This window comes from Bradyrhizobium sp. AUGA SZCCT0182 (assembly GCF_018130185.1).
GTDB lineage: Bacteria > Pseudomonadota > Alphaproteobacteria > Rhizobiales > Xanthobacteraceae > Bradyrhizobium.
The window spans coordinates 1-22,739 of record NZ_JAFCLY010000007.1; the positions used below are offsets into that span (position 1 = coordinate 1).

The window sequence follows — 22,739 nt, forward strand, 5'->3', positions numbered from 1 at the left end:
AACAAGGTGCACACGAGCATACAGGGCAGCGGAGAACACCCGGCCTTCCCTGCGCAATGGCTTTACGGCTTATGCCGCGCTCTCCCCCGAGAACGGGCTTCTTGCCTCCGTCGCCCCAAGAAGCGTTAGCATCTCAAGAACTTGACGCCACCATCGCGAGCGTCAGGACCACGCGCCTTTGCCGTACGCCCCAGCCGCGCTCGTCAGTCGCGACTTCAGCGTCCACCGCAACCCGTCCAACGTCCGTGACGACGGCCGACGCCCTCTGAGTGGGACGGGATGGCGAAACATATGCACCTGATTTTCCTTCTGGAAAAGCGAAATATTTTTTATTTTGGGGCTTGACACGATTTTTGATAATCAGAAATGATTTACCCGGACTTCCGCCTTCGGTCGTTGAGCTACGGCGGACAGGTCGCCAAGGCTACGCCGGGCGCGGCCGTCGGGTTGTTTTGTCGCACAGCGACGGGTCGGGAAGGTCGGCGGCTCGTATGAGTAGACCCGCCCACACACCGGCGGCTTGCCATCCGTGTGGAACGACCCGGTGGCTCTGAGCCCACGCCGGGCAATCGCTTGACCACCATCAAGCGGCCAGCAGCAACGCGCATCTCGATCCAGCCGCTTGTCGCGCCCGCACCGCTCGACGGGCCCGTCAGCGAGAGGGATCCTGAGTCTCGGAATTCGGCGTGCGGGACGCATGATGCGTTGCACGATCATGATCATCGTTGGGAACCCATTCCTCCGCGCTTGCGTCCCAATGATGGGTGTCGTCGAAGTGTTTCCAGAGTGGCGGCCTTGGTTTGCTTTCACCCTTCTGTCGCAATGCATTCAGTGCGCGGAGTTGGACAACGAGCGCGCCAGCCATCGTCACCCATCCGCGAGCGCTATATCGGGAATTCCATTTGATTGTCTCGAGCATCTGACGCCTCCTTCAAGAAAGCAGCCTTCCGCCATCTTAGCCCGGGCCAAGAGCACGGGAATGTAAACTACTTCACAGTCAGCCGACATCTTCGACATAGCCGCGGGCGAACCCATGAGGGCATGCGTCTGGCGGCGCCGCGAGGACTGAGTGTCCCGGATCATATCCGCTCTATCATATCCTTTCTATCACAAGGACGGAACATCGTCGGCGCGGTCGGGCATGTCCGAAACGGCTGTTGGATCGGCTCGCCGGCCTGCCAACGATCCCAGATCTCGGATCGCTGAGCCGCCAACTAATGCGCCGTCGCTGCTTCATGCCCACACTCCATCTTTGCTAAAAGATTGGAGTGTTGCGCTGACCAAATGAGCCCGCCCCATCGTAGCGGACATTGAATCGCAAGTTGGGTGTTATGGAAGTTGGCCATTGGCAGAGGAAGGCGCCAGCAAATGCATGCCCTTCCTCGCCAATCACCGCTGCAAAGCGCGAGTGTGACTTTAGTCACAACACCCTTCCCGCACCTGCTTTACGCATCATTGCACGGTCTGGATGATCCCGACCCCAACCAAAATGGTGGAGCCAGTCATGCAGACCTATTCGGCAGATATGAACACGATGCGTCCTCTTGCTGACCACGAACTTGACGCTGTATCAGGCGGCTTTGTTTATATCGCTGTCGTTGTAGGCTCGTTCCTTGCTGGAACGGGAATTCGGATGGGCCTCGACAAGATCGCCGAGGGAATCGCAGAGCCGCAAGGCACGCTGAAGGGAATAAAGCCCAGGGGCGGAAAGTAAGGCTAGTCCTTCGTTTATGCAGTGGAGCGCTCCTTGTTTATGCGGCGCTCCACTCCCGTCAGAATCCGATAGGTCGGAAGCGGCAGGACGCCGGTTCTGATGTCCAGTCCCTCCCACGCTTACGCTGCGCGCGTCATTTTGCAACACGCGCTTCCTGCTTCCTGGTCACATGCCAGATCACGATGTGATAATGCGGCACGTCCACTCCGGGGTGACCCGGGTTGAAGTAGATGCTGACGTGGTCAAGCGCTGCGCCAGCGAACCCCGACGCCTCCAATGGCTTGTGATCGTCGATGTCTCTTGTCGGGACCATATACACGGTTGCCACCAAGCGATCCTTGCGGTCGAAGCACAGGAACGGTCCGAGCGGCAGAGTTTCGGGTTTGACAAAGAGGACCCCCAGGCTGGGAAAGAACTTTGGGAAATTCACGAGATCGCTGACGCGCTTGTATCCGTTCTTTTCGGCAATCTTCCGCTGATTTGGAGGCGGACGAACGACGTGGTGCTTCCTGTGCGCTTTGCCGACTTTGCGAGCGGCTGTTTTGGTTTTTCCGACCTTGTCGGCCGTTTGCACCCTGGTCGGTGCGAGCACCCGCGGCGCCGCGGGTTGGGCTGGATCAAATTGGGGTTGACCAAACGGGGGTTGAACAGATTGCGGTTGACCAAATTGCAGTTGGCCAAATTGGGCGGCAGGCTGCCTTACATCGGCGATCAGTCCGAGTGACGCGACGAGAGCTGCGGTCACCAGCGCATTGCGCATCGTGATCTCCCAATCTCACCTGCCCTGCTTGCGTTCTTGCCACCGCATGAAGTCCTGGAACAACTCTTCGCGGTCCGGCGGATTGCTGGTTGGCTTTTGCTCGAGGAACCGGCCGAACGCCTTGCGAAGCGCGGCCTCTCCGCCCGATTGCCGCTGGAGCCAGCGCTCTGCCGGTCGAAATCGCCGCCAACCAGGCAGCACCTCAGGCAAATTCACCTCTCGCCATTTGGGATGGTGAGCGTCACCGAGAAATTCGGGAAACCGCGAGAACAGCGTTTCGACAAAATGTTCCAGGAGCTGAAACCGCTCGCTGCGGGCCGGCCAGTTGTAGGCGAAAAGAGCGCATTTGATCGCGATCGTGTCGACGCTTTCACCGGTCACAACAATGTTTGGGTAATCCTCGCGGCGCAACGTCGATGGCAGATAATCTTGCTGCAGCGCCCGGGAATAGGGAATCGGCAGCAGGTGAATGCCATCCATTTGCGCGTAGCGGGCCAGGGCGTTGACCGGTTTTCCCGAAACCAGCAGGCTGGCGAAGACTTGCCCCTTCCTCATCCCATCCAGCGCGGCGTCCAGCCCCAGGTTCAATTCGCTGAACTTCACCTCCAGACGGTTGAGCACCTCACGGCCAAGCACAGCGGCAGCACTGCCCTCTTCGCCGAGATTGACCGTCTTTCCCTCAAGATCCGCCAGGCTTCTGATCTCAGGTCGCGCGAGGAGATGGAACTCTTCGACAAAAAGCGGGGTGATGTAGACGAGCTTGTTCTGGATGTCCGGGATCGTCCTTGTCTCCCGCAGCCGGTCGACCAGAACGACAGGCGCGATCGCCATGTCCGCACCCGCCAGCGTAAGCACGTCCAGGATGTTGCGGATGCCACCGTTTCCCACCATTGGGAGCACCCGTAATGCGACCTCGCCGCGAGGACCGGTCTCCTGGCCGCTGGCCAACGTGGTCGCAATGTCCTGAGTGATGGCGAACTCGGTGCTTTGCGGCGGACCGGTTACCAATCCCGCGGTGTAGGGGCTCACAGCTGCTCCCGCTTCCTTCCTGGGAGCACTTGCCTTGGGCGCAGACGCTTTGGCGGGTTCACTCGCAGAAACGGATGGTCGGGTTTGGGCGAGGCCCTCCCGGACCAGTTGGCCGAGCCAAGCCGCTGCAATGAATGCGGTCAACAAACCGACCCGCACCACTCCGCAGACCCTCATTGTTCCCACCTGTTCGACCAGACCAGCCCTGCCCTGGGCGTGCCATTCGCTCGCCGTCAGGGGAAAAGGCTTGAGCCGACAAATCGTCACCCCGCGACGTCACAAGCACGACCGGGCAGAATGGATTTGCTTCGCTTTTTTCAACGCGCCTGAACCAGCGGCGTTCCTTTGTCGGGGATGCCTGCGGCCAACGGTCCGCATCCGTTCCCGGTCATCAGCGTCGGTTTGGGCCTCCGCCGGTGACTTCCGGTTGCCCTCTGGAAACGGGCATGGTCAGAGCGACCATTCCGCCGCTCGTTTCGTGCCACAAGAACAGGGCTTGCAGCGGGTAGGGCGCGCGAGGCTGACAGACGTCGCCCGCCGAGCTTAACTAATATGCAGGATCGCGCCGCTGCCCCTGAGTAGCCGTTCGGGCCAGTGCGAGCGCCTCCTCGGCCCTCGCACGAAAATCTCGAGCAGCTTTCAGCGGACGTCGAATATCCGGGTCTTCAGAACCGCTGTCGAAAGTGATCAGCTTCATGCAATGAGGGCATTGCATCTGATAGCCTGGCTTCAGTCGCTGCGCGCGCTCGTGAAAATTCTTGCGGCATTTGGAGCAGATGATCTTGATGCGATCGGTCATGGAGCCTCCATCGCGTATGATGTGACACAATTCCTGGTTACTACTAATTCCTCCGCCCGTCGGTCGGAGAGCTTCACCTTCGTTTTCAATCCAAACGGATACCCGCGAACCCTTCCCGTGTTCGTGTTTGAGCAGTTGCGATGCTCGCCTGAGTCCTGGGCCGCGGCTGGTGATGCAATGGTCGCCCAGTCGTTTTCCTATTCAGTATTCAATTAAACAACCGCAACAGAAGGGCTTTACCGACAGGAACTGCTCGCACGCTGTGAAAGGCGCGAACATACTCTCCTGCGTAAAAGGCGCGTACTATGCCGACCCGCGTCGAGACATTTTCTTCGAACCGGACGCCAAAGCCATCGGTCGTGTATCGCACCACCGCAGCGGACATGTTTTGACCATACACATTGCACTTGAGAATAGTCCCCACCGGCGGCGGTGAAGGATCGATGAACCTGGCCCCGGTTATCGAGATGTCCGCCATACGAACCAGCCGTGGCTCGCTTCCCTCGTGAATGAGAACCGGCTCACTACGATCAAATCGCTCGGCCTTGCGACGACGGGGCTGCTCGAAGCAAATGAGGCACACGATCGCCAGGATGACGCAGTTGTACAAACTCCAGGCAAGCGCCAGTCCGCCGTAAGCGATGCTATCGCCCTGCGGATTAATAATGAACGCGTAAGCAATCGCCAGCAGGGTCATCAGCAGCGCAGATCCGTAAAGCCGCAGCAGCGGCCACTCGATGAACTTCTGATTGCGATCGCCACCTTTGGCTGTGACCTGAAACTTGTGACCTTTTGGCCTGATCAGGCCCACGACAATTGCTTTCAGGACCGCCGGGGCCGCGATGTACTGCGAGACGTCCGTCATGATCGCCAGGGAGCGGCCCCGGGAAATCCAGCCCATCGTGCATGCGTGCCAGACGTAGAAAGGCAAGAAATACTTGAGCAGCTCGAAGAGATCGGCGTAAACCGCCTTGATCCCGAACATGAGATAGAGCCACGGCACGAGAAGGCCGAGCACCTTCATTCCATAACCCGCGGCCCAGCTCATGAAAGCGTCGACGAGGGAAAGCCGATCGATCAAGGTGAGCTTTGATTGCAGTGAAAACGGACCGCTGCGGCCTCTCACGATTTGCATGAATCCGAGGCACCATCGGCTGCGTTGGGTGATGTACTCCTTGAGGCCCTCGGGTGCCAATCCGAGCGTAAGTCTTTCGTTCAGATAGACCGTGAGGTAACCCCGCTCCTTCAGGCGCAAAGTGACGAGATAGTCCTCGGTCACCGAATCCGTCGGGAAGCCGCCAATCTCCATGAGCCCTGAATAGCGGATCACCGATGACGTTCCGCAGCAGAAGGCGACACCCCAGGCGTCTTTGGCCGGCATCAGAATATCAAAAAAGAAACGTTGCTCATCGGGCCACACTTCTGTGGCGGACAAGTTCGACTGGATCGGATCCGCATTGATAAAGTGCTGCGGGGTCTGCACCACGCCAACGGTCTTGTCTGCCATCAAACTGATAGTGCGCGTGAGGAACTCCGGCATGGGGACGAAGTCGGCATCCAGGATGGCAACGAACTCCGGCTTGTTGCGCAATCCAGCTACGTGGCGCAATGCGTGATTGATGTTACCCGCTTTCGCGTGCCGATTGTCCGGGCGAGTCAGGTAGTGACAGCCCAGTTCTTCGGTAAGCCGTTTGAGCCACAGCCGCTTTCCGTCATCCAGGACCCAGACACGATAGTTTCCGTGTTTCAATCCCGTGGCACCGATGATCGTGCGCTCCAGGATTGCTTTCTCCTCATTGTACGTGCAGATGAAGACATCGACGAGCGGAGCCGGCGCAGCCGCAGCGGCTTTCTTTATTCCACCTTTCGCGTCGGCAGAGCGATCGATCGTTCGACTGAGAAACAGTAGTGACAGGCAGACGGCAAGCAACGAGGCCATCTCGGCCAGCATGAACGGATATCCGACGAGAGCGTCGGCAGTGAGGCCTGGCGGCGGCAGCGTCTGCGTGACGCGCCACACGAGGTATCGGATCAGCAGGGCAACGCACATTCCGGTCATCAATAACCGGGCGATTGTGCTGTCGCTCCTCAGCATCGGCAGGATTGCGAGACAGACACCGAGAGCAACGAGGCCTGGTGCGAGCGCTTCGATCATGGCTTCGAAGTGCCGCGGTCGAACACCACCCGTCCAGTGCGCCCCACTGCACAGTCTTTGCCCGTGGCTTCGAGACTGGGCAGCGAGACCGTCACGCGATATGGTTCTTTGCTAAGCGCGTCGGGATTGATAGCCAGGTTCGCGGGCGCACCAGACGCGCCAGTGAGATTCACGATCACGCCCTTGATCGCCGGACTGCCGTCGTTTGGTTCGAAACTCGCCTGCTTACCGAGCTGGAGCCGGTTATAGACACTTTCGGTGGCATTCGCTGTTACGACAGCGCCGCTGCAATCAAGCAGCTTCATCAACGCCTGACCGGCCCGGACATCCTCGCCTGGCGAAGTCATCATCTCCCAGATCCGGCCGGCAACCGGTGCCTTGATGTCTGCTTCCGATCGACTGATATACTGCAACTGCTCGGACGCGATCTCGCTGGCGAGCCACTCGATCTCGGCATCCGCATGCGCCAGATCGGCTTTAAGATCATTCGCGCGTTGCCGCATCTCTTCTTCGCGCTGGACCGAACTTGGGCGGTCATTGTAGCTGTCGCCCAGATACGTGCCCTTCTGCGCGGCAGTGAGCTCGACCTTGGCTGCATCAAGTCTTCGCCGGGCGCCGATCTCGGTTTGCTGGGCCACCGATTGTTCCCGGGTCAAGCGGGCGAATTCCACGGTGGAAACGCTGCCCGACTTGATCAGCGACGATGCCCGCTCTACCGCCGCGGTCGCCTCTTCCCGTCGAGACGCGGCGGCTTCGATCACCGACTGTATTTCAGCGATGCGTGCGTCGAGTTGCAGAATGCGGCCTTCCCTGAATTGGGCGGCCTGTCGGGCGAGATCTTGCTGCGCGGCTTGAGCCGAGGCGAGTTTGGTCGCCAGACTTGGACGCTGGTTGTCCAGTCGCGACATCTGTCGTCTCAGGTCATCCAGCCGGGATCGATCGCCCCGCGCGTTCACGACGCGAAGGATGACGTCACCTTCATTCACCGCGCTCGACGCCGTCGCATGGTCAGACCGCGATCTGACTTCGCCATCGATCGGCGACCTTAGCGTCACGAGCCTGGCGTTGACCACCGCCTCGACGCTGGAGGTCTGCCAGATTGCTCTGACTGGCAGCCATCCGAACACGGCAACGATGGCGAGACCGGCAGCGATCTTCAGCACCCGCCGAACGGTTCGATAGGAGCGCGGGAGCGTTTCCTGATCAGGCGAACCGCGGTTTACCGGCTCGTCGACATCGGGCTTCAGTCGCTCTTCCAGATCGCGCTGCAGACCTTTGGCGCCGTGGTCGACATCGAAGGATTGGACACCTCCCTCTGCAACGGGAGAGGGGAAGTGTCCTGGAGTGAATTGGTTCTTTTGCGCACGATCCATGGCAGCGAGTTCCCGATACTGTGAGTGAGCGGACTTGAATCGCCGCCCTTCGAGTCAGCGCGGTCTATCCCGAACTGAAACAGGACTTAGGCATCGTCGTAGGCGACCCCGCGACGGTGGAACCTCGAAGGCGACAGCATCTCGCTTGTCACGCCGTCGTCAGCCGAACCAATCCAGCTAACGACCAAAGAGGTTAATGAGACGCCAATGATGCGCGCTGATTAATTGGAACTTCACGATTGGCACGACGACGGCTGGGAACCGGATTATCCACGTCCGATGTGGTTCATTTTCGGGAACTCGGCGCCTGCCTCCGTGTGGTCCGCATTACCGCGGCAAACGGACATCATCGGCTCGGCAATCCAGGTCCGAAAAGTGCCAGACGCGTTTTGCGCGACGGCCAACACCAGGCATTTTCCGCAGCGTCCTTTGACTCACCATACGTAAAAGCACGCCAGCGTTTTCCGATCGGGCAAGCGCGGGGCATCTCGCGCGATACCGCGCCTCACCGCGGAGGTCGCAGCTCGATGCCGTAGCGCGCATGGATCCGCGCGATGGTGCCGTCGGCCAGCAGGGCCTCTAGTCGTCGCACCTTCCGCTGCGACCTGGCCGTTCACCCCTATGGTCTGGCCAGGGAACCGTGATGGAGGGTCGGGCCTGTGCTAGAATGATCAGGCCGAGCCATCCCGGGGGAAGCCCATGAGGTGTCCGAGCTGCGGGGCCGAGACCAAGGCGGGGAACAGGTTCTGCAGCAGATGCGGAGCACCGCTTGCGCTGACCTGCGCCGCTTGTGGCTCGCTGAACGAGCCGAGCGCCAGCTTCTGTGGCCAATGTGGCATGGGGCTTGCGCGGGAGGTTCGAGGAGGTGCCGTTGCGACGGAGGAGCCGCCGGGCCTTGAACCGGCCCCGCTGGCTGCGGAGCGCCGTCACTTGACGGTTATGTTTTGCGATATGGCCGGCTCGACGGCGCTTTCGGGTCGCCTCGATCCGGAGGACCTGAGGGAGGTTATCCGGGGGTTTCAGGACGCGTGCGTCCAGGCGATCCGTCGATTCGACGGCTTTATCGCGAAGTTCATGGGCGACGGCGTGCTGGCTTATTTCGGCTATCCAAGGGCTCATGAAGACGATGCCGAACGCGCCGTCAGAGCGGGACTCGCAGTCGTCGATGTGATCAGCCAGCTGATGTTGCCGACCAAGGCGCGACTAGAGGTCCGAGTGGGCATCGCCACCGGTCTTGTGGTGGTCGGCGAGACGTTGGGTGAAGGTTCGTCTCAGGAGCAGGTGGTCATCGGCGAGACGCCCAACCTTGCAGCCCGCCTGCAGGGTATTGCCGAGCCGAACGCCGTTGTCATCGGCGACGGAACGAGACAGCTGCTCGGCAGGATATTCGACCTCGAGGATCTCGGCCCGCGGTTTCTCAAGGGAATGGCCAATCCAGTTCCGTCGTGGCGGGTCGTTGGCGAACACACGGCCGAAAGTCGCTTCGAGGCCGGGCAGGCTCAGCGTGCAACCGGTTTTTTTGGCCGCGAACGTGAGGTCGACCTTCTGATGGACCGCTGGGTTCAGGCGCAAAATGGCGAAGGTCAGGTCATCCTCTTGTCCGGCGAGGCCGGAATTGGCAAGTCGCGGATCGTCGCGGCGCTGCGGGAGAAGATCGTCGACGGGGCTCATACGCGCATCGTGTATCAGTGCTCGCCTCATCATACGAATAGCCCGTTTTATCCCGTGATCTCCCAACTCGAGCGCGCAGCCGGGATTGCGCCTGACGACCCCGCCGAGACCAAGCTCGACAAGCTGGAACCGGTTCTAAAACGTTCGTTCTCGACGATCGGTCATGTTGCGCCACTCTTCGCGACGCTCTTGTCGCTGCCGTTCGAGGGCCGGTACGTGGCACCCAGCCTCACGCCGCGAGAGCAGAAGGAGCGCACTTTACTGGCGCTCATCGAGCTGCTCAGCGGCCTCGCGAAGCAATGCCCCGTATTGTTCATCCTGGAAGATGCACACTGGATTGATCCGACGACGCTTGATTTGTTTACGCGGACCATTGACCGGCTGCAGCGATGGCCGGTCCTGCTGATTGTCACGTTCCGTCCCGAGTTCGAAGTGCCGTGGGGCCACTATCCCCACGTGACAGCACTCGCTTTGAATCGGCTGGGGCAGCGCCATGTGGCAGCAATGATCGACAGATTAACAAATCGCAAGGTGGTGCCAGCCGACGTCCGGGACGAGATCATCGCGAAGACCGACGGAGTGCCGCTGTTCGTGGAAGAGCTCACTAAGGCAGTCCTGGGATCGGGGCTCCTCAAGGAAACCGCCGACCGCTATGTTCTGCACGGCCCGCTGCCTCCTCTCGCGATTCCAGGAACGTTGCACGACAGCCTGATGGCCAGGCTCGACCGCCTTGCGTCCGTGAGGGAGATCGCCCAGATCGGGGCCGCCATTGGAAGAGAGTTTTCCTACCAGCTGCTGGATGCCGTTGCGCCGGTTCACGACAAGGCGCTGGAGGACGCACTCGACCAGCTCAGCAAGGCGGACCTGATTTTTCCCAGGGGAGTGCTACCCGAAGCGACCTACATCTTCAAGCACGCGCTCGTGCAGGATGCCGCCTATCGAAGCCTCCTGCGCTCAACGCGTCGACAGCTCCATGGCCGCATCGCTCAAGCGATCACGGAGCTGACGCCCCAAATCGTTGAGACCCAACCCGAACTTCTCGCCCATCACTATGCGCAGGCGGGGCTCATCGATGATGCCATTGCTTATGGCCTGAGGGCAGGACGGCGCTCTGCGGCGCGTTCCGCCAACGAAGAAGCGATCACGCATTACACCAAAGCACTGGAGTTGCTGGCCGCGAAATCGGAGGGAGCGGAGCGAGATCGGCAGGAGCTCGAGCTGCTGATCGCCCTTGGAGTTCCGACGATCGCGGCGCGCGGCTACATGGCGGCTGACGTCGAAGGCATTTACGGCCGCGCGCGCGACCTGTGCGACCGCGCGACCGAAACTCCGCACCGCTTTACCGCGCTGCGCGGCCTCTGGAACAGCGCATTCCTGCGAAAACCGCTGCTGAAAGCCCAAGAGCTGAGCGCCGAACTGGTGGCCCTGGCGGATGCCCAGGGCAATGATACGCGTCGGGCGCTCGCGCATCGGGCGCAAGGCTGTACCCTGCTTCTTCGCGGCGAATTTGAGTCCGGCTGGGAAAGCTTTCGTCAGGCCATCGATCTCTGGGATGTCGACAACGCGCACGCGGAGATCCTCATCTACGGCGAGGATCCGAGCGTGCTCTGCCAAGCCTATGGGTCGTGGCTGCTATGGTTCCTCGGCTATCCGGACAAGTCGAGCGCATTGATCGGCAAGGCGTTGGCCGATGCCGAGAGGCTATCCAACCCTTTCATTTACGCCATGACCCTCGGCCTCGCATCCGCGCTACACGTTGATCGTCACGAATTTTCTCGGGGATTGGAACGCGCCGACGAGTCCTCAGCTATCTGCGCAGCGTACGGTTTCCCGCAGTGGACTGCCTACGTCATGATAACGAGAGGCCGAGCTCGCGCGGCGCTTGGTCGAGCCAATGACGGTATCGCCGAGATGGAACGGGGCTTGGCCGACTGGCAGGCACTGGGCGCCAAGCTCGCTACGACACGGACCGTGGGATTAGCGGATGCGTGTGCGAAGGCAGGCCTTATCGCGGCGGGCCTCGATTGGATCAAGGTCGCCGCGGAGCATGCTCGCACGTTTCACGAAAGGCTTCTCGAGGCCGAGATCCATAGGGCGCACGGTGAACTGCTGCTCACGAGGGGGGCGACAGGGGATGCGGAAGCCTGCCTTCGCCGCTCCATAGAGATCGCTCAACACCAAAAGGCCAAGTCTCTGGAATTGCGGACCGCCACGGTCTTGGCGCAACTCTGGCAGCAGCAGGGCCAGCGAGAGGCGGCGTACGACCTGGTCGCGCCGATATACGGCTGGTTCAGCGAGGGGTTCGACAGCCCAGACCTGCGGAATGCGAGGGCGTTGCTGGATGATCTCGCATGAACTACAGGAAGTCGTGCGGGCCGCTATCCTCGCCGGCTGGGCTGCAAGTCTGCTTTACCCCGATGAGTAGATGTCGCGCGAGAGTCCAAGTCAGTTTGCGGTCAAAATCGACACTTTGGCCCTGTGCCGATCACTTCCGGTGTACACCCGACTCCGGACATGTCGCTACACCGCTATAACTGATGCTTTGTGCCGGGAGCGGAACATGCGCTGAATGATCGCTCGCCGGTGATCTCACCGTTCAACTGACGTCGCTCATGGTATCAGCCGCTTTGTGTCATGGATTCGTGTTTATCGCGCTCGAGTACCTTGGTTGCGCCACTCGCAGCACTCACAACGTCCGAGACTGTCCCGAATGTCCGGACCACCTTCTTGTCTCGGAAATCGCCCTTCCAGAGTCTGCCGTTCCGGCTGTACGCGACCGCGACGACGACGGGGTAATCCAAAAGGGTAAGTCTCAAGGGACCTGCCCACGTGGTATAATTCCATGTCATCGGCATGCACGCAGTAGCGGAGCGGAGGCAACGCACGAACCGACAGGGGTCCGTGCCGCGTCTGTACCGGTTGATCGCAGCTCGCATAATGGGATTGAGTTTGGTCGCTTCTCTTGGGATCAGCACAGCCTATGCGCATGACCCGATGCGACCAGAACTCAACACGTGTTCAAACGAATGGGTTATCAGCGGCGGCCCGCATCGCGCGAGGAGGGATGAGCGCCGGATTGCCGCGCGACTAGTCCAATGGCTTGATCAATTGCGGCGTAGAATTCTTGAGATGCAACGAGGTAGCGTATCGGGATGAAAGAGCTATCGCCAGTCAACGACAGCCTTCTGAGGCAGCGCCTCACCGAGCTCGACTCGATAGCGAGCTGGGAGCCGCATATTCTTTCGGGCCTTGAGAGATTTATCCGCACCGCCGGCGACTATGATCTCTTTCGCGTCAATCCTGTCCAATACGCGACTGCTACCGGCCTAAGTGAGGCCGAAGGAATTGATCTGTTTGTGCACGCCGCGAAGGTGGGCCTGTTCGAGATGCAGTGGCTGCTCATCTGCGCCTATTGCCCGCAGGTCGCAGGCAGCTTTCGAGAGCTAGACCAGGTTCACCCACGTTTCCAGTGCGAGTTCTGCAACGCGCTCAACGATGTGACGCTAGACGACTACATCCAGGTCACCTTTACGGTCTCGAATGCCGTCCGCGATATCGTATTTCGTCATCCCGAGATGCTGTCCGTGGAGGACTACTACCTGCGTTATAACTTCTCCAAGGGCTTCAAGCCTCCGCACGGAATGACGCACGAGCAACTCGTCGCAGCACTCTCGCGGGGATTTGCCGACATCGAGGCTGACCAGCAGAGGAGCTTCGAATTTGACGTGACGGCCGGCCGTTTCGAGGTGCTCGATCTCAGTCACAAGCTACTTTTGGTTTTCTTCGCGAACGGTGAACCGGCAGAACCCCAAGGGACGCAGGTCCGGCTCGAGTCGGGTCGGTTCACAGTTCCGGATCGGCCTACTGGGCCGAGAGAAATGGTACTTGGCGATGGGCGCTTTGCGTTTCGACAGACGGCCGATCTTAACCCAGGCAAGCACATCATTCAGATTGAGAACCGCACGAGCGATCGCGGCCGCTTCTGGTTCCTCCAGTACCCTTACCAGTTCGAGCCCCATCTGGTCGAGTATGAGCCGTTTCTTTCCGGTAGGCGGCTGCTGCTCACTCCGTGCTTCGGCGAACTCTACAAGACACAATTGGTGGATGAGCGGGAGAGCCTGGCAGTCTCCGACATTACCTATCTGTTCACCGATCTAAAGGACTCCACTCCGTTGTATGAAAGCGTTGGCGACGTGAATGCCTATTTTCTCGTGCGTCAGCACTTCGACATCTTGAACAAGATCATTCGGGAGCGATCTGGCATCATGGTCAAGACGATCGGGGATGCAGTCATGGCTGGCTTCGAGCGTCCGCAGGACGCCGTTCTTGCCTCCATCGAGATGGTCGAAGAACTGTCACGGTTCAACCAAACCGCTTCACGGCCGCTCGGCCTTAAGGTCGGTGTGCACAGAGGCAGAGCCATCGCCGTAAGGCTCAACGACCGGATTGATTACTTCGGGCAGGACGTGAACATCGCCGCCCGCGTGCAAGGTCTCGCCGGCGTCAACGAAGTTTGCCTGACAGAAGCGGTAATGGAAGCGCCCGGCGTCAGTGACATCGTCAAAGGACGACCGGCATCGCGCGACTACGAGAACTTGAAGGGTATCGGCCAGAAGATGGAAATTTATCGGATTGAAATCTCTCCGGCGTAGAGATGAACGACCGCTGGCCTCCGCTTCGCGGCAGGCCTATCTGCTGCCAGACCGACAGACCGATTGTCGGCGTTAGGTTAAAGCGCCAATTCGCCGCTGCGGTCATTTCCGTTCTGAACCGTCAATAACCCATGATGACGTTCAACTTTCCACACGTTAATTGAGCCACGCAATCGGTTCGACGCGATGTCTAAAAGTGCCGACTGTCTCCCGTATTAGGCGCGTGGCTCACGCAAATTCAGAGTTGCTCACGCGCTAATCAGTCCCTGGTCCGCTCCGGGTCAAAAGCGTCGTTCTAGTCGCCGCTAGTCACTTCCGGTCTGCCCCGACAGACGGACGATTGGGGGCCCGCCCATGGGCAATCGCGTGGGCTTGATCCTTGGGGCGGTCCAATCGCGTACCACCCTATTTTCATGTGTGCTATCTGGTTGGGTAGCAAGATGGTAGCAGGAGAAGCCGATCATGACTGACGATCAGGTCAATCTCGTCGTTCAGCACCTTTGCGAGCAATTGCACTTGGCGCTCCGATTGAAGGACAGCGAGGCACATCCACCAAACGCCAAGGAAATTGGATTTGATCCTGCCTCTGTGAGAACTGTATTGCTGACCGGGTTGCGTTCGGCGGGTGTCACGACCCACCACGAGGCAGCCGGGGCGAGCGAAGAGCCGCCGTGGTCCTAAAAGAAAAACGCGGGACAGAAGCCCCGCCAATGTCTCAGTTGGGTCAAACCCGGAAATCACGGCGCGCACTGAGGAAGTCCGCTTTGCCCTCAAGAACACACATGGTCCGCCTAGCCTGTCAGGTCAGATAAGTGCCACAAACGGACTCATGATTCACCGTGCGCTTTCGCGCAGCGTATGCGAGTTAGATTAGAAACTGGCGTACATCAAAACGGGCAGGACGCCTTGCCCTTTTCGGCTCGAGGTGACGGTCCTGGACACGCCCGTGTTCGTCGGCGTAGCGCTCCCAGTCACTCGACGCTGCTCAGCCGCCTCGACCGAAAAATCAATTCTCAAATATCAAACCATAGAGAGCTATGCGCCGCTAGCGAGAATGTCGGAGCTAATTGCGTTCCGACCGCAGGGCTGATCCCTCTCCGAAAGATTTCAGAGCCCGTGGGCGGGGATCAATTCGGAGACGTAAGCAAGCTATTTTCTCAGAGCAGATCAGCTTTCGCGCGGTTCGCAGTCCGGCCGTTTAGACTTCTCCCCGGAGACCAGAATGATATGCTGCGACGCGACCGCATAGTGGGTCAGCTTGAGTTTGTGGTGGAGTAATCACATGCCCATTAAACCGCCCGCTACAGAATGGGACCTGATTCGCGCCCGTCAGATTGAGCGCTCGTGGACGCCCTTTTTTTTAAAGCCGCTCTCTAGCGCTGAAGCTGAGATCGTTACTAGGGCAATTGCGCAGGGCATCGCGTTGGGTCGCCAACAAGGTTTAGAGCTAGCGAAGGCTCCGCATGACTGTCCATCCCAAGCACATTTGGGGACTATCGCGAAAGCCGCTCGTTAATAAAACCGCTTGGCACGGTCCTCAAAAGCAGATCGGGCCTGACGTCCGATGTGGCTCATTTTCGGAAGTCGGCGCCTGCCTCCGTGTGGTCCGCTTTACCCCGGCAAACGGACATCATCGGCTCGGCAATCCAGGTCCGAAAAGTGCCAGAAGTGTTTTGCCGACGGCCAACGCCAGGCATTTTCCGCAGCGTCGTTTGACTCACCATACGTAACAACACGCCAGTGTTTTCCCGTCGGGCAAGCGCGGGGCATCTCGCGCGATACCGCGCCTCACTGCGGCACTCGCAGCTCGATGCCGTAGCGGGCATAGATCCGCGCGATGGTGCCGTCGGCGAGCAGGGTCTCGATCGCCGCATCGACACGCGCGCGCAGCTGGTCGTCAGGGCGAAGCAGCCCGGCGGCAATATTCCAGTTCAAATCCTGATCGTCGCCGAACGCCGGAATCAGGCGCAGCGGCTTGTCGGCGTGCTGCAGGTTGAACCAGCCGACCGTCATCGGGGTGACGGCGGCGGCCTCGATCTCGCGATTGGCGAGCGCCGCAACGATATCGTCCTCGAAGGCGAACGGAGATGTGGCCGCGCCGCCCTTGGCGAGCGTCATCGAGACCACCGAGCCGACCGGTACCCCGACCCGCTGATCGGGACCGAGACCGGCCAGCGAGGAGGCCTGTGAATCGCCGCGCACCGCGAGCACGACGCCGCTGCGATGGTAAGGACGCGACGTCCGCACACCGCCGGCGGGCGGCGTATCCTTGCGGGCGATGACGTCGAGCACGAGGTCGCAGTCGGCGCGGCGATACTGGATCGCGCTGATCACCCACTCCCGCGTCAGCTTGACCCCGAGTTGCTCGGCAATTTTTTCGCCGAGTTCGATCTGAAATCCCGGGACCGGTCCGGACTTGCTGGCAAACGGCAGCGCGTTGGGGCTGGCGCAAAGCGTCAACGCACCGCGCTCGATGACAGATTCCAGCGAGCGGGCATCCGCCGGCGCGTTCCAGAGCATCAGCAACGCGAGACTTGCCGCATATCGGGCCAAGCGACGCGGGCCGCTCGCCACGTCGCTCGAGAGCGCGCTAGTCATCAAGCCCTCTGATGTAGGCCAGGATCGCGATGATCTGGCCGTCACTGAACACCGAACCATAGGCGGGCATGGCGCCGACCTTGCCCTTCTTGATGCGCTCGATGAGGTATTCATCGCTGCGCTCGGACTTCGACAGCTTCGGACCCCTGCCCGCATGGCGGCCGCCCTCCTGGTGACAGAAGCCGCAGGTGGTGGCGAACATTTTCCCACCCTCGATGTCATCAGGCGAGGCTTCGGCTTGCGGCAGCGGATTTGCAGCCTGTTGGGCAAAAGCGGCGGTCGACAGAAATGGCCAGATGATGGCCGGAACAACTAGCAACGGTATTCGCATTCCATCATCCGTATTGATCGCAGGGCGACAATGTATTGATCGCAAGAGCGACAACGTATTGATCGCAAGCGGCAGGGCCTTGACCGCAAGGGCGGCAAGGAGATCCCTGCCGCCCGCGCCGCCATCACTGTCTGAGTGCGTAGACAATCAGAGCGCCGGTATTCTTCGACATGCTCTTGAAGGGCTCGCCATAGAGCGCGACGAACTCATCGGCCACCAGGCTGCCCCAGCCCGCCGGTACGGCGACGTACTGCTTGCCACCGGCCATGTAGCTGATGATGCCGGCATTATGTCCCATGCCGTTGTTGCGCGACCAGAGCTCTTCACCGGTGTCGGCATTGTAGGCATGCACGATGCCTTCGGCGTCCGGCACGAATACCAGATTGCCCGCGGTGGCCAGAACGCTGGCGAGCGGCGGTTGCTTGTAGGCGACCTCCCACTTCTTGGCGCCGGTGACCGGATCGCGGGCGCTGAGATGACCACGGGCCGGCCCGTCCGGCGGCGCCACAATCTTGAACGTGGCGCCGATGTTGAGCTGGGCCATCGGCTCCAGGATCGGCGTGGTCTTCTCGACGCTCATCTCCATGCACCACTCCTGCCCGATCCGGTAGAACAGCCCGTTCTTGGGGCTGTAAGCGCCGGAGTTCCAGCTGATGCCGCCGGCGATGGCCGGGCACAGAGGCGGGTCCACCTTGCCTTCGACGAGGTCGCGGCGACCGATCAGTTCACCGGTCTTCGGATCGATGCTCTTGACGAAGTTGATGTTCTTTACCAGCGCCCAGACGTTCTCGACCTTGGCGTTGGACCGATCATAGACAAAGACGTATCCGCTCTTGTTGGCGTGCACGACGAGCTTCTTGCCGCCACGCTCCAGCATGACGAACTCGCCCACGGAAGAGTCGAAGTCCCAGGCATCGTGCGGCAGCTCCTGATGATAGAATTTGAGCTTGCCGGTATCGGGATCGAGCGCGATGACCGATGTCGTGTAGAGATTGTCGCCCGGCCGCGGCCCGCTCTTCTTCCAGTCCGCACCCGACCAGTCGTAGAGCGGCGCCGGGTTGGCGGTGCCCCACCACACCGAATTGGTTTCCGGGTCATAGGTTCCGGGCATCCAGCCGCCGCCACCACCGGTCCGCCAGGACTCGCCGCCCCAGGTCTTCATGGCCTCTTCGGTCCCGGCCACCGTGAAGAACTCCCATTTCTTCTGGCCGGTCTTGCCGTCCACGCCGAAGATCGGTCCGCGACCGGTCCACTCGCCGCCCTGCGCACCAATGATCACCATGTCCTTGACCACCAGCGGCGCGCCGGTGAAGCCGACGGTCACCTTCTTGGAATCCAGCAGCTTGGTGTCCCACACCGATTTGCCGGTCTTCAGATCGAGCGCGATCAGGCGCCCGTCGACGGTGCCGACATAGAGGTTGCCGCCTCCGATGGCGATGCCGCGATTGTACGGCGAGTGCGTCTGCTTGGCGACCAGCTCCTCGTCGAGCTCCGGCGCATAGGCCCAGATCGTCTTGCCGGTCGCGCCGTCCAGCGCGTAGACACGGCTGTAGGAGCCCGAATAGTACAGCACGCCGTCAAGGGCCAGCGGCGTTGACTGCAGGCCGCGGGTGGCTCGTTCCGGAAAATGCATCCAGGCGACTTCGAGATTCTTGACGTTGCCGGCGTTAATCTGCTCGAGGCCGCTGTAATGGTAGGACTTGTAGGTGCCGTGATAGGTCGGCCAGTCGTTCATGGCCGCCTCGGCATTCAGCGAAGCAGCGTTCTGGGCGCGCGTCGGCGAGACGCTGACCAGCGCCGCCACCGCCAGCGCGGCGCAGCCGACAACAGATCGTCCGTAGAAAGTCATCTGCATCCTCCCTTTGTGTTTGTTTATTGGGCCGAAATTCGTCGCGACGCTTGCAGGAAGTTCTGGTGTCAAAGCCTCATGGGGTCGGCAGTTCGAGATGGATGGCATGGACCGGCGGGACTACCGTCGTGAGACGGCAGCACTTCATGCCGCCTCACTGAGAGGCGGGCAGAGGTCCGGGCGAAGGATTGTGTTCGAGGCGGGGACGATTTCAGTGCAGCGCGGCACACGCGGTCATTGCCGGGGCTTGCCTGCCCCCAACGGTCCCCGGCGACGTCGGTGCGGTGCACCATGACATGTCCCTCGATGCGCCACGCCATTAGCTACCGGATTGTTGTTTTTTTGTGGAGCACCGCCAGGTTTGGCAACCCCAAGCTGAATTGCCTGATCACTCCGGCAGGCGTCGCGCGAGCGGGCAGCGACAAAGCTGCGCAAGGGCGTCGGGCTGGGTCGTCAGCCGCGCGCGCTATGCCATCTCTTTTGCAGTGACGGCTTGCAGTCGTTCGGACACAGCCTGGTGAGGCGCTCGATGGCGTCGAGATCGTCGAGGACGGGACGCGCAAACCGTGACATGGCGGCAGGTCCGAAAAGTGCCGGAACGAGACCCGGGCACCTGCGGCAACGCATAAAAAAAAACGAAGTTACTCGATCACCTCGTCGGCGCGGCCGAGCAGCGACAGGGGCATGGTGAGGCCGAGCGCTTTGGCGGTCTTCAGGTTGACGACCATCTCTACTTTCGTGACTTGCACGACCGGCAACTCCGCAACTTTCTGGCCCTTCAGGATCCGTCCCACATAGGCGCCGGCCTGGCCATGAGATTCGGCCACGCTGCCGCCATAACTCATGAGGCCGCCAGCAGCGGCGAACTCGCGTGACTGATGGACAGCCGCCACTCGATCGCGAAGCGTGAGTGCGGCAAGTTGTTCACTGCGGGTCACAAAAGACGCATCGTTGGCTATCACAAGTCCGCCGGCGCCAAGTTTGCCGAATGCCGAAAAGGCCTCACCGAAATCACTCTCCTTGCTGGCATGCAGGACGTGCAGATCGCATCCGAGGGTTCTGGCCGCTGTTCGCAAGTCCGCTACGACCCTCGGCGTTTTTCGGATTGCTTGGGTTGACCAGCACCGCGAAGCTGCCTGCGGTGGGCGCGACTTCGTGTAGCAGTTGGAGCCGCTTCGCTGCGATCGCCCAATTTAGCGACGTTACACCGGTTATGTTGTCTTCCGGCCGGCTCAGCCCGGCGACCAATCCGGCAGCAACCGGGTCTGCGCCGATTTCGAAAACGATCGGAATCGTCCGCGTTGCCGCTTTGGCGGCGAGCGCAGAAGGCACACTTCCGGGCGCCACGATTACGCTGACCTGAAGGCTAACCAGTTCAGCCGCAAGCGCCGGCAGCCGATCGTTGCGACCTTCTGCCCAACGATATTCGATCGTTACGTTGCGGCCTTCATCGAAGCCGGTCGAGCGCAGGCCGCGCCGAAATGCCTCCAGGCGACTTGCAAAGCGGGCCGCCGATTCCGCGCCGAGATATCCGATCACGGGTATCGCCGGCTGCGCGCGCGCCATGATCGGCAATGCCACGGCACCACCGAGTAGACCGAGAAATTTCCGCCGCGTCATGCTGGCCCTCAGGTTCGGAGCCCTCAGGTTCTCGACGGTATCGTACCATTCTTTATGGGCAATCTGATAGGGTCACCAGAGATGAGCCATGTCCGTTCCGGGTCATTCGCGACCAAGGCATGATGCCGAGCCATGCCCGATCCACCATCGCTATCGGGCATCGGCAGCGCATTGTCAGTGAGCATTCGTCACTCAAACCCCGGCCGCGGCACCAAATTCATCAGCATGTTGGCGTAGCCGCCGTCGACGGTGATCTCGTCGCCATTGACGTAGGACGAGCGGTCGCTGGCCAGATAAAGGATGGCGTCCGCGATATCCTGCGGCATGCCGACCCGCCGTAACGGCACCACCGCGGAGCGGCGTTCGGTGACGCCGGGCGTATCGTAGAACGCCTGGCTCATCGGCGTGATCACCATGCCGGGGCTGACGACGTTGCTGCGGATGCCTGCCGGCCCCCATTCGCTGGCGAGCTGGCGCGAGAGCATAATGACGCCGGCCTTGCTGACACTGTAGGCGCCGCTCTGGCCCTGCGCATGGCTGCCGGCGATCGACGACACGTGAACGATGCTGCCGCGCCCGGATTTTCGCATCTGCCGGCCAAAGCTTTGCGCACAGAGGAAGTAGCCGGTGAGATTCACCGACAGCACGGCGTTCCATTCGGCCAGCGTCAGATTCTCAAGGCCACCCGGCCGCAGCACTGCGGCGGTGTTGACGAGAACGCCGCATGGCCCGAGCGATTGCTCGACCGCCTCGGACACGCCGGCAACGCTCTCGGCATTCGCGGTGTCGCAGCGCCCGACGAAATGCCCGGCTCCAAACTGGCGCAGCTCACTGCGCGTGGTTTCAAGGCCGCGCTCATCGAGGTCAATGGCGGCGACGCGGGCGCCGGCCTGCGCAAGGCTGAGCGCCGTGGCGCGGCCGATGCCGCCGCCTCCGCCCGTCACCACGCACACGCGGCCTGTCAGGCCAAGCCAATCGGGTGGATTTTGTCCGGTCATGATGGCCCTCGTTTCCTGCGGTGATTTTTTTCTATTTGCGAAATTTCCTTATGGCCGCGGCGGCATAACGTCGCCGCCGCGACCTGGTCGTAGGATGGGTAGAGCGAAGCGAAACCCATCAATCACTTGCGACTAGGTGAGATGATGGGTTTCGCTTGCGCTCTACCCATCCTACGATTCACCCCGTAATCCCCGCGGCGACCTGGCCGCGCAGCCGCTCCAGGCTGTGCAGGGTATTGGCGCAGGCTTCGGCGACTTCGATGCCCTTGATGACGAAATGCTTGCGGAAGAAATCGTGGTGCACGGCGCTTTCGTGGAATTGCTGCGGCGTCAGCACCGCCGAGAAGATCGGCACTTCGGTTTTCAGCTGCACCTCCATCAGCGCCTTGATCACGGTGTCGGCGACGAATTCGTGGCGGTAGATGCCGCCATCGACCACCAGCCCCGCCGCCACGATCGCGGTGTAGCGCCGCGTCTTGGCGAGCAGCTGCGCATGCAGGGGTATCTCGAACGAGCCCGGCACCTCGAACAGATCGACCTGCGCGCGCGAGATATGCCGCGCCTCGATCTCTTCGAGGAAGGCGATGCGGCATTCCTCGACCACGTCGCGGTGCCAGGACGCCTGCACGAAGGCGACCCGCTGCGGCTTGACGAAACGCGGATGCACGGGCGCCGGCGGGCGCTCGGGCGTGTCGGGAACCCTAACCTCGGATTCCACTGTTTGGGCTTCTTGGATTTGGGCTTCAGGCTCTTGCAACATCTGATTCATGGCTTTCCTCTTTCAGGACCAGAATCAGGGCACACGGAACGACGATTGACCCACGCAAACGCGCGGGCCGCCGCAACCGTTCTCTTTCATCCGGACTTTAACCGTCGGCTTCGGAATCACACCGAATCTGCTGACCCTTCTTCCCCGTGGAAGTCCGAGAAGAAGGCGCTCGCGGGCTTGGGCTACGTCACCCTTACCGCCGGTGGGGATTTTCACCCCGCCCTGAGAACATCGGCCGCCCGGAATGGACGACCTGTCGGCAAATATGACCAAAGGCCGCGGCATCGGCAAGCACCATCAGCACCGGGAATCTGCATGATCCCCATGACGGCGGAACAGGGCAGGCTCCGCTTCTCCCTCTCCCCGCTCTTCGCGGGGAGAGGGTCGGGGTGAGGGGCTCTCTCCACGAATGCTTGTGCCA

At 60.8% G+C, this 22,739-nt stretch carries 16 protein-coding genes, 1 pseudogene and 1 riboswitch; of the genes and pseudogenes, 5 read left to right on the forward strand and 12 right to left on the reverse strand.

The window, feature by feature from the left end; all coding sequences use genetic code 11:
• Positions 1-1,504 precede the first annotated feature (1,504 nt).
• Positions 1,505-1,714, forward strand: coding sequence for a hypothetical protein (locus JQ611_RS09965; RefSeq protein WP_212465340.1), 210 nt, complete (start codon positions 1,505-1,507; stop codon positions 1,712-1,714).
• Between the two features lie 133 nt (positions 1,715-1,847).
• Here the strand turns inward: JQ611_RS09965 and JQ611_RS09970 are convergent, their stop codons facing one another.
• From JQ611_RS09970 to JQ611_RS09990, 5 genes are all read right to left on the reverse strand, one after another.
• Positions 1,848-2,474, reverse strand: coding sequence for a hypothetical protein (locus tag JQ611_RS09970; protein WP_212390403.1), 627 nt, complete (start codon positions 2,472-2,474; stop codon positions 1,848-1,850).
• 15 nt (positions 2,475-2,489) lie between these two features.
• Positions 2,490-3,503, reverse strand: a complete 1,014-nt coding sequence (locus tag JQ611_RS09975) for a TAXI family TRAP transporter solute-binding subunit (protein WP_312011933.1) — start codon at positions 3,501-3,503, stop codon at positions 2,490-2,492.
• 547 nt (positions 3,504-4,050) lie between these two features.
• Positions 4,051-4,302: a hypothetical protein gene (locus tag JQ611_RS09980; protein ID WP_212390402.1), complete on the reverse strand. Its 252-nt coding sequence runs from the start codon at positions 4,300-4,302 to the stop codon at positions 4,051-4,053.
• Positions 4,303-4,510: 208 nt separating this feature from the next.
• Positions 4,511-6,457 (reverse strand): glycosyltransferase, encoded by a 1,947-nt coding sequence (locus JQ611_RS09985; RefSeq protein ID WP_212465341.1) that lies wholly within the window; start codon positions 6,455-6,457, stop codon positions 4,511-4,513.
• Positions 6,454-7,830, reverse strand: coding sequence for an HlyD family secretion protein (locus tag JQ611_RS09990; protein WP_212269307.1), 1,377 nt, complete (start codon positions 7,828-7,830; stop codon positions 6,454-6,456). Before JQ611_RS09990 ends, JQ611_RS09985 begins: the two co-directional genes overlap by 4 nt.
• Positions 7,831-8,529: 699 nt before the next feature.
• Between JQ611_RS09990 and JQ611_RS42975 the strand changes: the two are divergent.
• From JQ611_RS42975 to JQ611_RS10005, 4 genes and pseudogenes are all read left to right on the forward strand, one after another.
• Positions 8,530-8,607 (forward strand): annotated as a pseudogene (locus JQ611_RS42975) (zinc-ribbon domain-containing protein); the annotation flags it as partial.
• Positions 8,608-8,760: 153 nt separating this feature from the next.
• Entirely contained in the window at positions 8,761-11,856 is a 3,096-nt protein-coding gene (locus JQ611_RS09995) for an AAA family ATPase (RefSeq protein WP_283813468.1), read from the forward strand.
• A 797-nt stretch (positions 11,857-12,653) separates the two neighbouring features.
• Positions 12,654-14,153 carry an adenylate/guanylate cyclase domain-containing protein gene (locus JQ611_RS10000; protein ID WP_212269309.1) on the forward strand — a complete coding sequence of 500 codons (1,500 nt, stop codon included), beginning with the start codon at positions 12,654-12,656 and terminating at the stop codon, positions 14,151-14,153.
• A 462-nt stretch (positions 14,154-14,615) separates the two neighbouring features.
• Entirely contained in the window at positions 14,616-14,834 is a 219-nt protein-coding gene (locus tag JQ611_RS10005; protein WP_212269310.1) for a hypothetical protein, read from the forward strand.
• Between the two features lie 1,107 nt (positions 14,835-15,941).
• Here the strand turns inward: JQ611_RS10005 and JQ611_RS10010 are convergent.
• The 7 genes from JQ611_RS10010 to JQ611_RS10035 all read right to left on the reverse strand — a co-directional run bounded on the left by JQ611_RS10010 (position 15,942) and on the right by JQ611_RS10035 (position 22,318).
• Entirely contained in the window at positions 15,942-16,751 is an 810-nt protein-coding gene (locus JQ611_RS10010; RefSeq protein WP_212465342.1) for an ABC transporter substrate-binding protein, read from the reverse strand.
• Positions 16,744-17,082, reverse strand: a complete 339-nt coding sequence (locus JQ611_RS10015; RefSeq protein WP_212465343.1) for a cytochrome c — start codon at positions 17,080-17,082, stop codon at positions 16,744-16,746. The genes JQ611_RS10010 and JQ611_RS10015 overlap by 8 nt, the downstream gene beginning before the upstream one ends.
• A 124-nt stretch (positions 17,083-17,206) precedes the next feature.
• On the reverse strand, positions 17,207-18,931 hold the full coding sequence (locus tag JQ611_RS10020) for a PQQ-binding-like beta-propeller repeat protein (RefSeq protein WP_212390396.1): 1,725 nt from the start codon (positions 18,929-18,931) through the stop codon (positions 17,207-17,209).
• Between the two features lie 641 nt (positions 18,932-19,572).
• Positions 19,573-20,007 (reverse strand): ABC transporter substrate binding protein, encoded by a 435-nt coding sequence (locus JQ611_RS42685; RefSeq protein ID WP_312011934.1) that lies wholly within the window; start codon positions 20,005-20,007, stop codon positions 19,573-19,575.
• A complete protein-coding gene (locus JQ611_RS42690; RefSeq protein ID WP_312011935.1) occupies positions 19,943-20,497 on the reverse strand; it encodes an ABC transporter substrate-binding protein in 555 nt (184 codons plus the stop codon). Before JQ611_RS42690 ends, JQ611_RS42685 begins: the two co-directional genes overlap by 65 nt.
• A 242-nt stretch (positions 20,498-20,739) precedes the next feature.
• Entirely contained in the window at positions 20,740-21,549 is an 810-nt protein-coding gene (locus JQ611_RS10030; protein ID WP_212390394.1) for an SDR family NAD(P)-dependent oxidoreductase, read from the reverse strand.
• Positions 21,550-21,727: 178 nt separating this feature from the next.
• Positions 21,728-22,318: a 6,7-dimethyl-8-ribityllumazine synthase gene (locus tag JQ611_RS10035; protein WP_212465344.1), complete on the reverse strand. Its 591-nt coding sequence runs from the start codon at positions 22,316-22,318 to the stop codon at positions 21,728-21,730.
• A gap of 74 nt (positions 22,319-22,392) precedes the next feature.
• Positions 22,393-22,552, reverse strand: a riboswitch (FMN riboswitch).
• Positions 22,553-22,739: the final 187 nt, after the last annotated feature.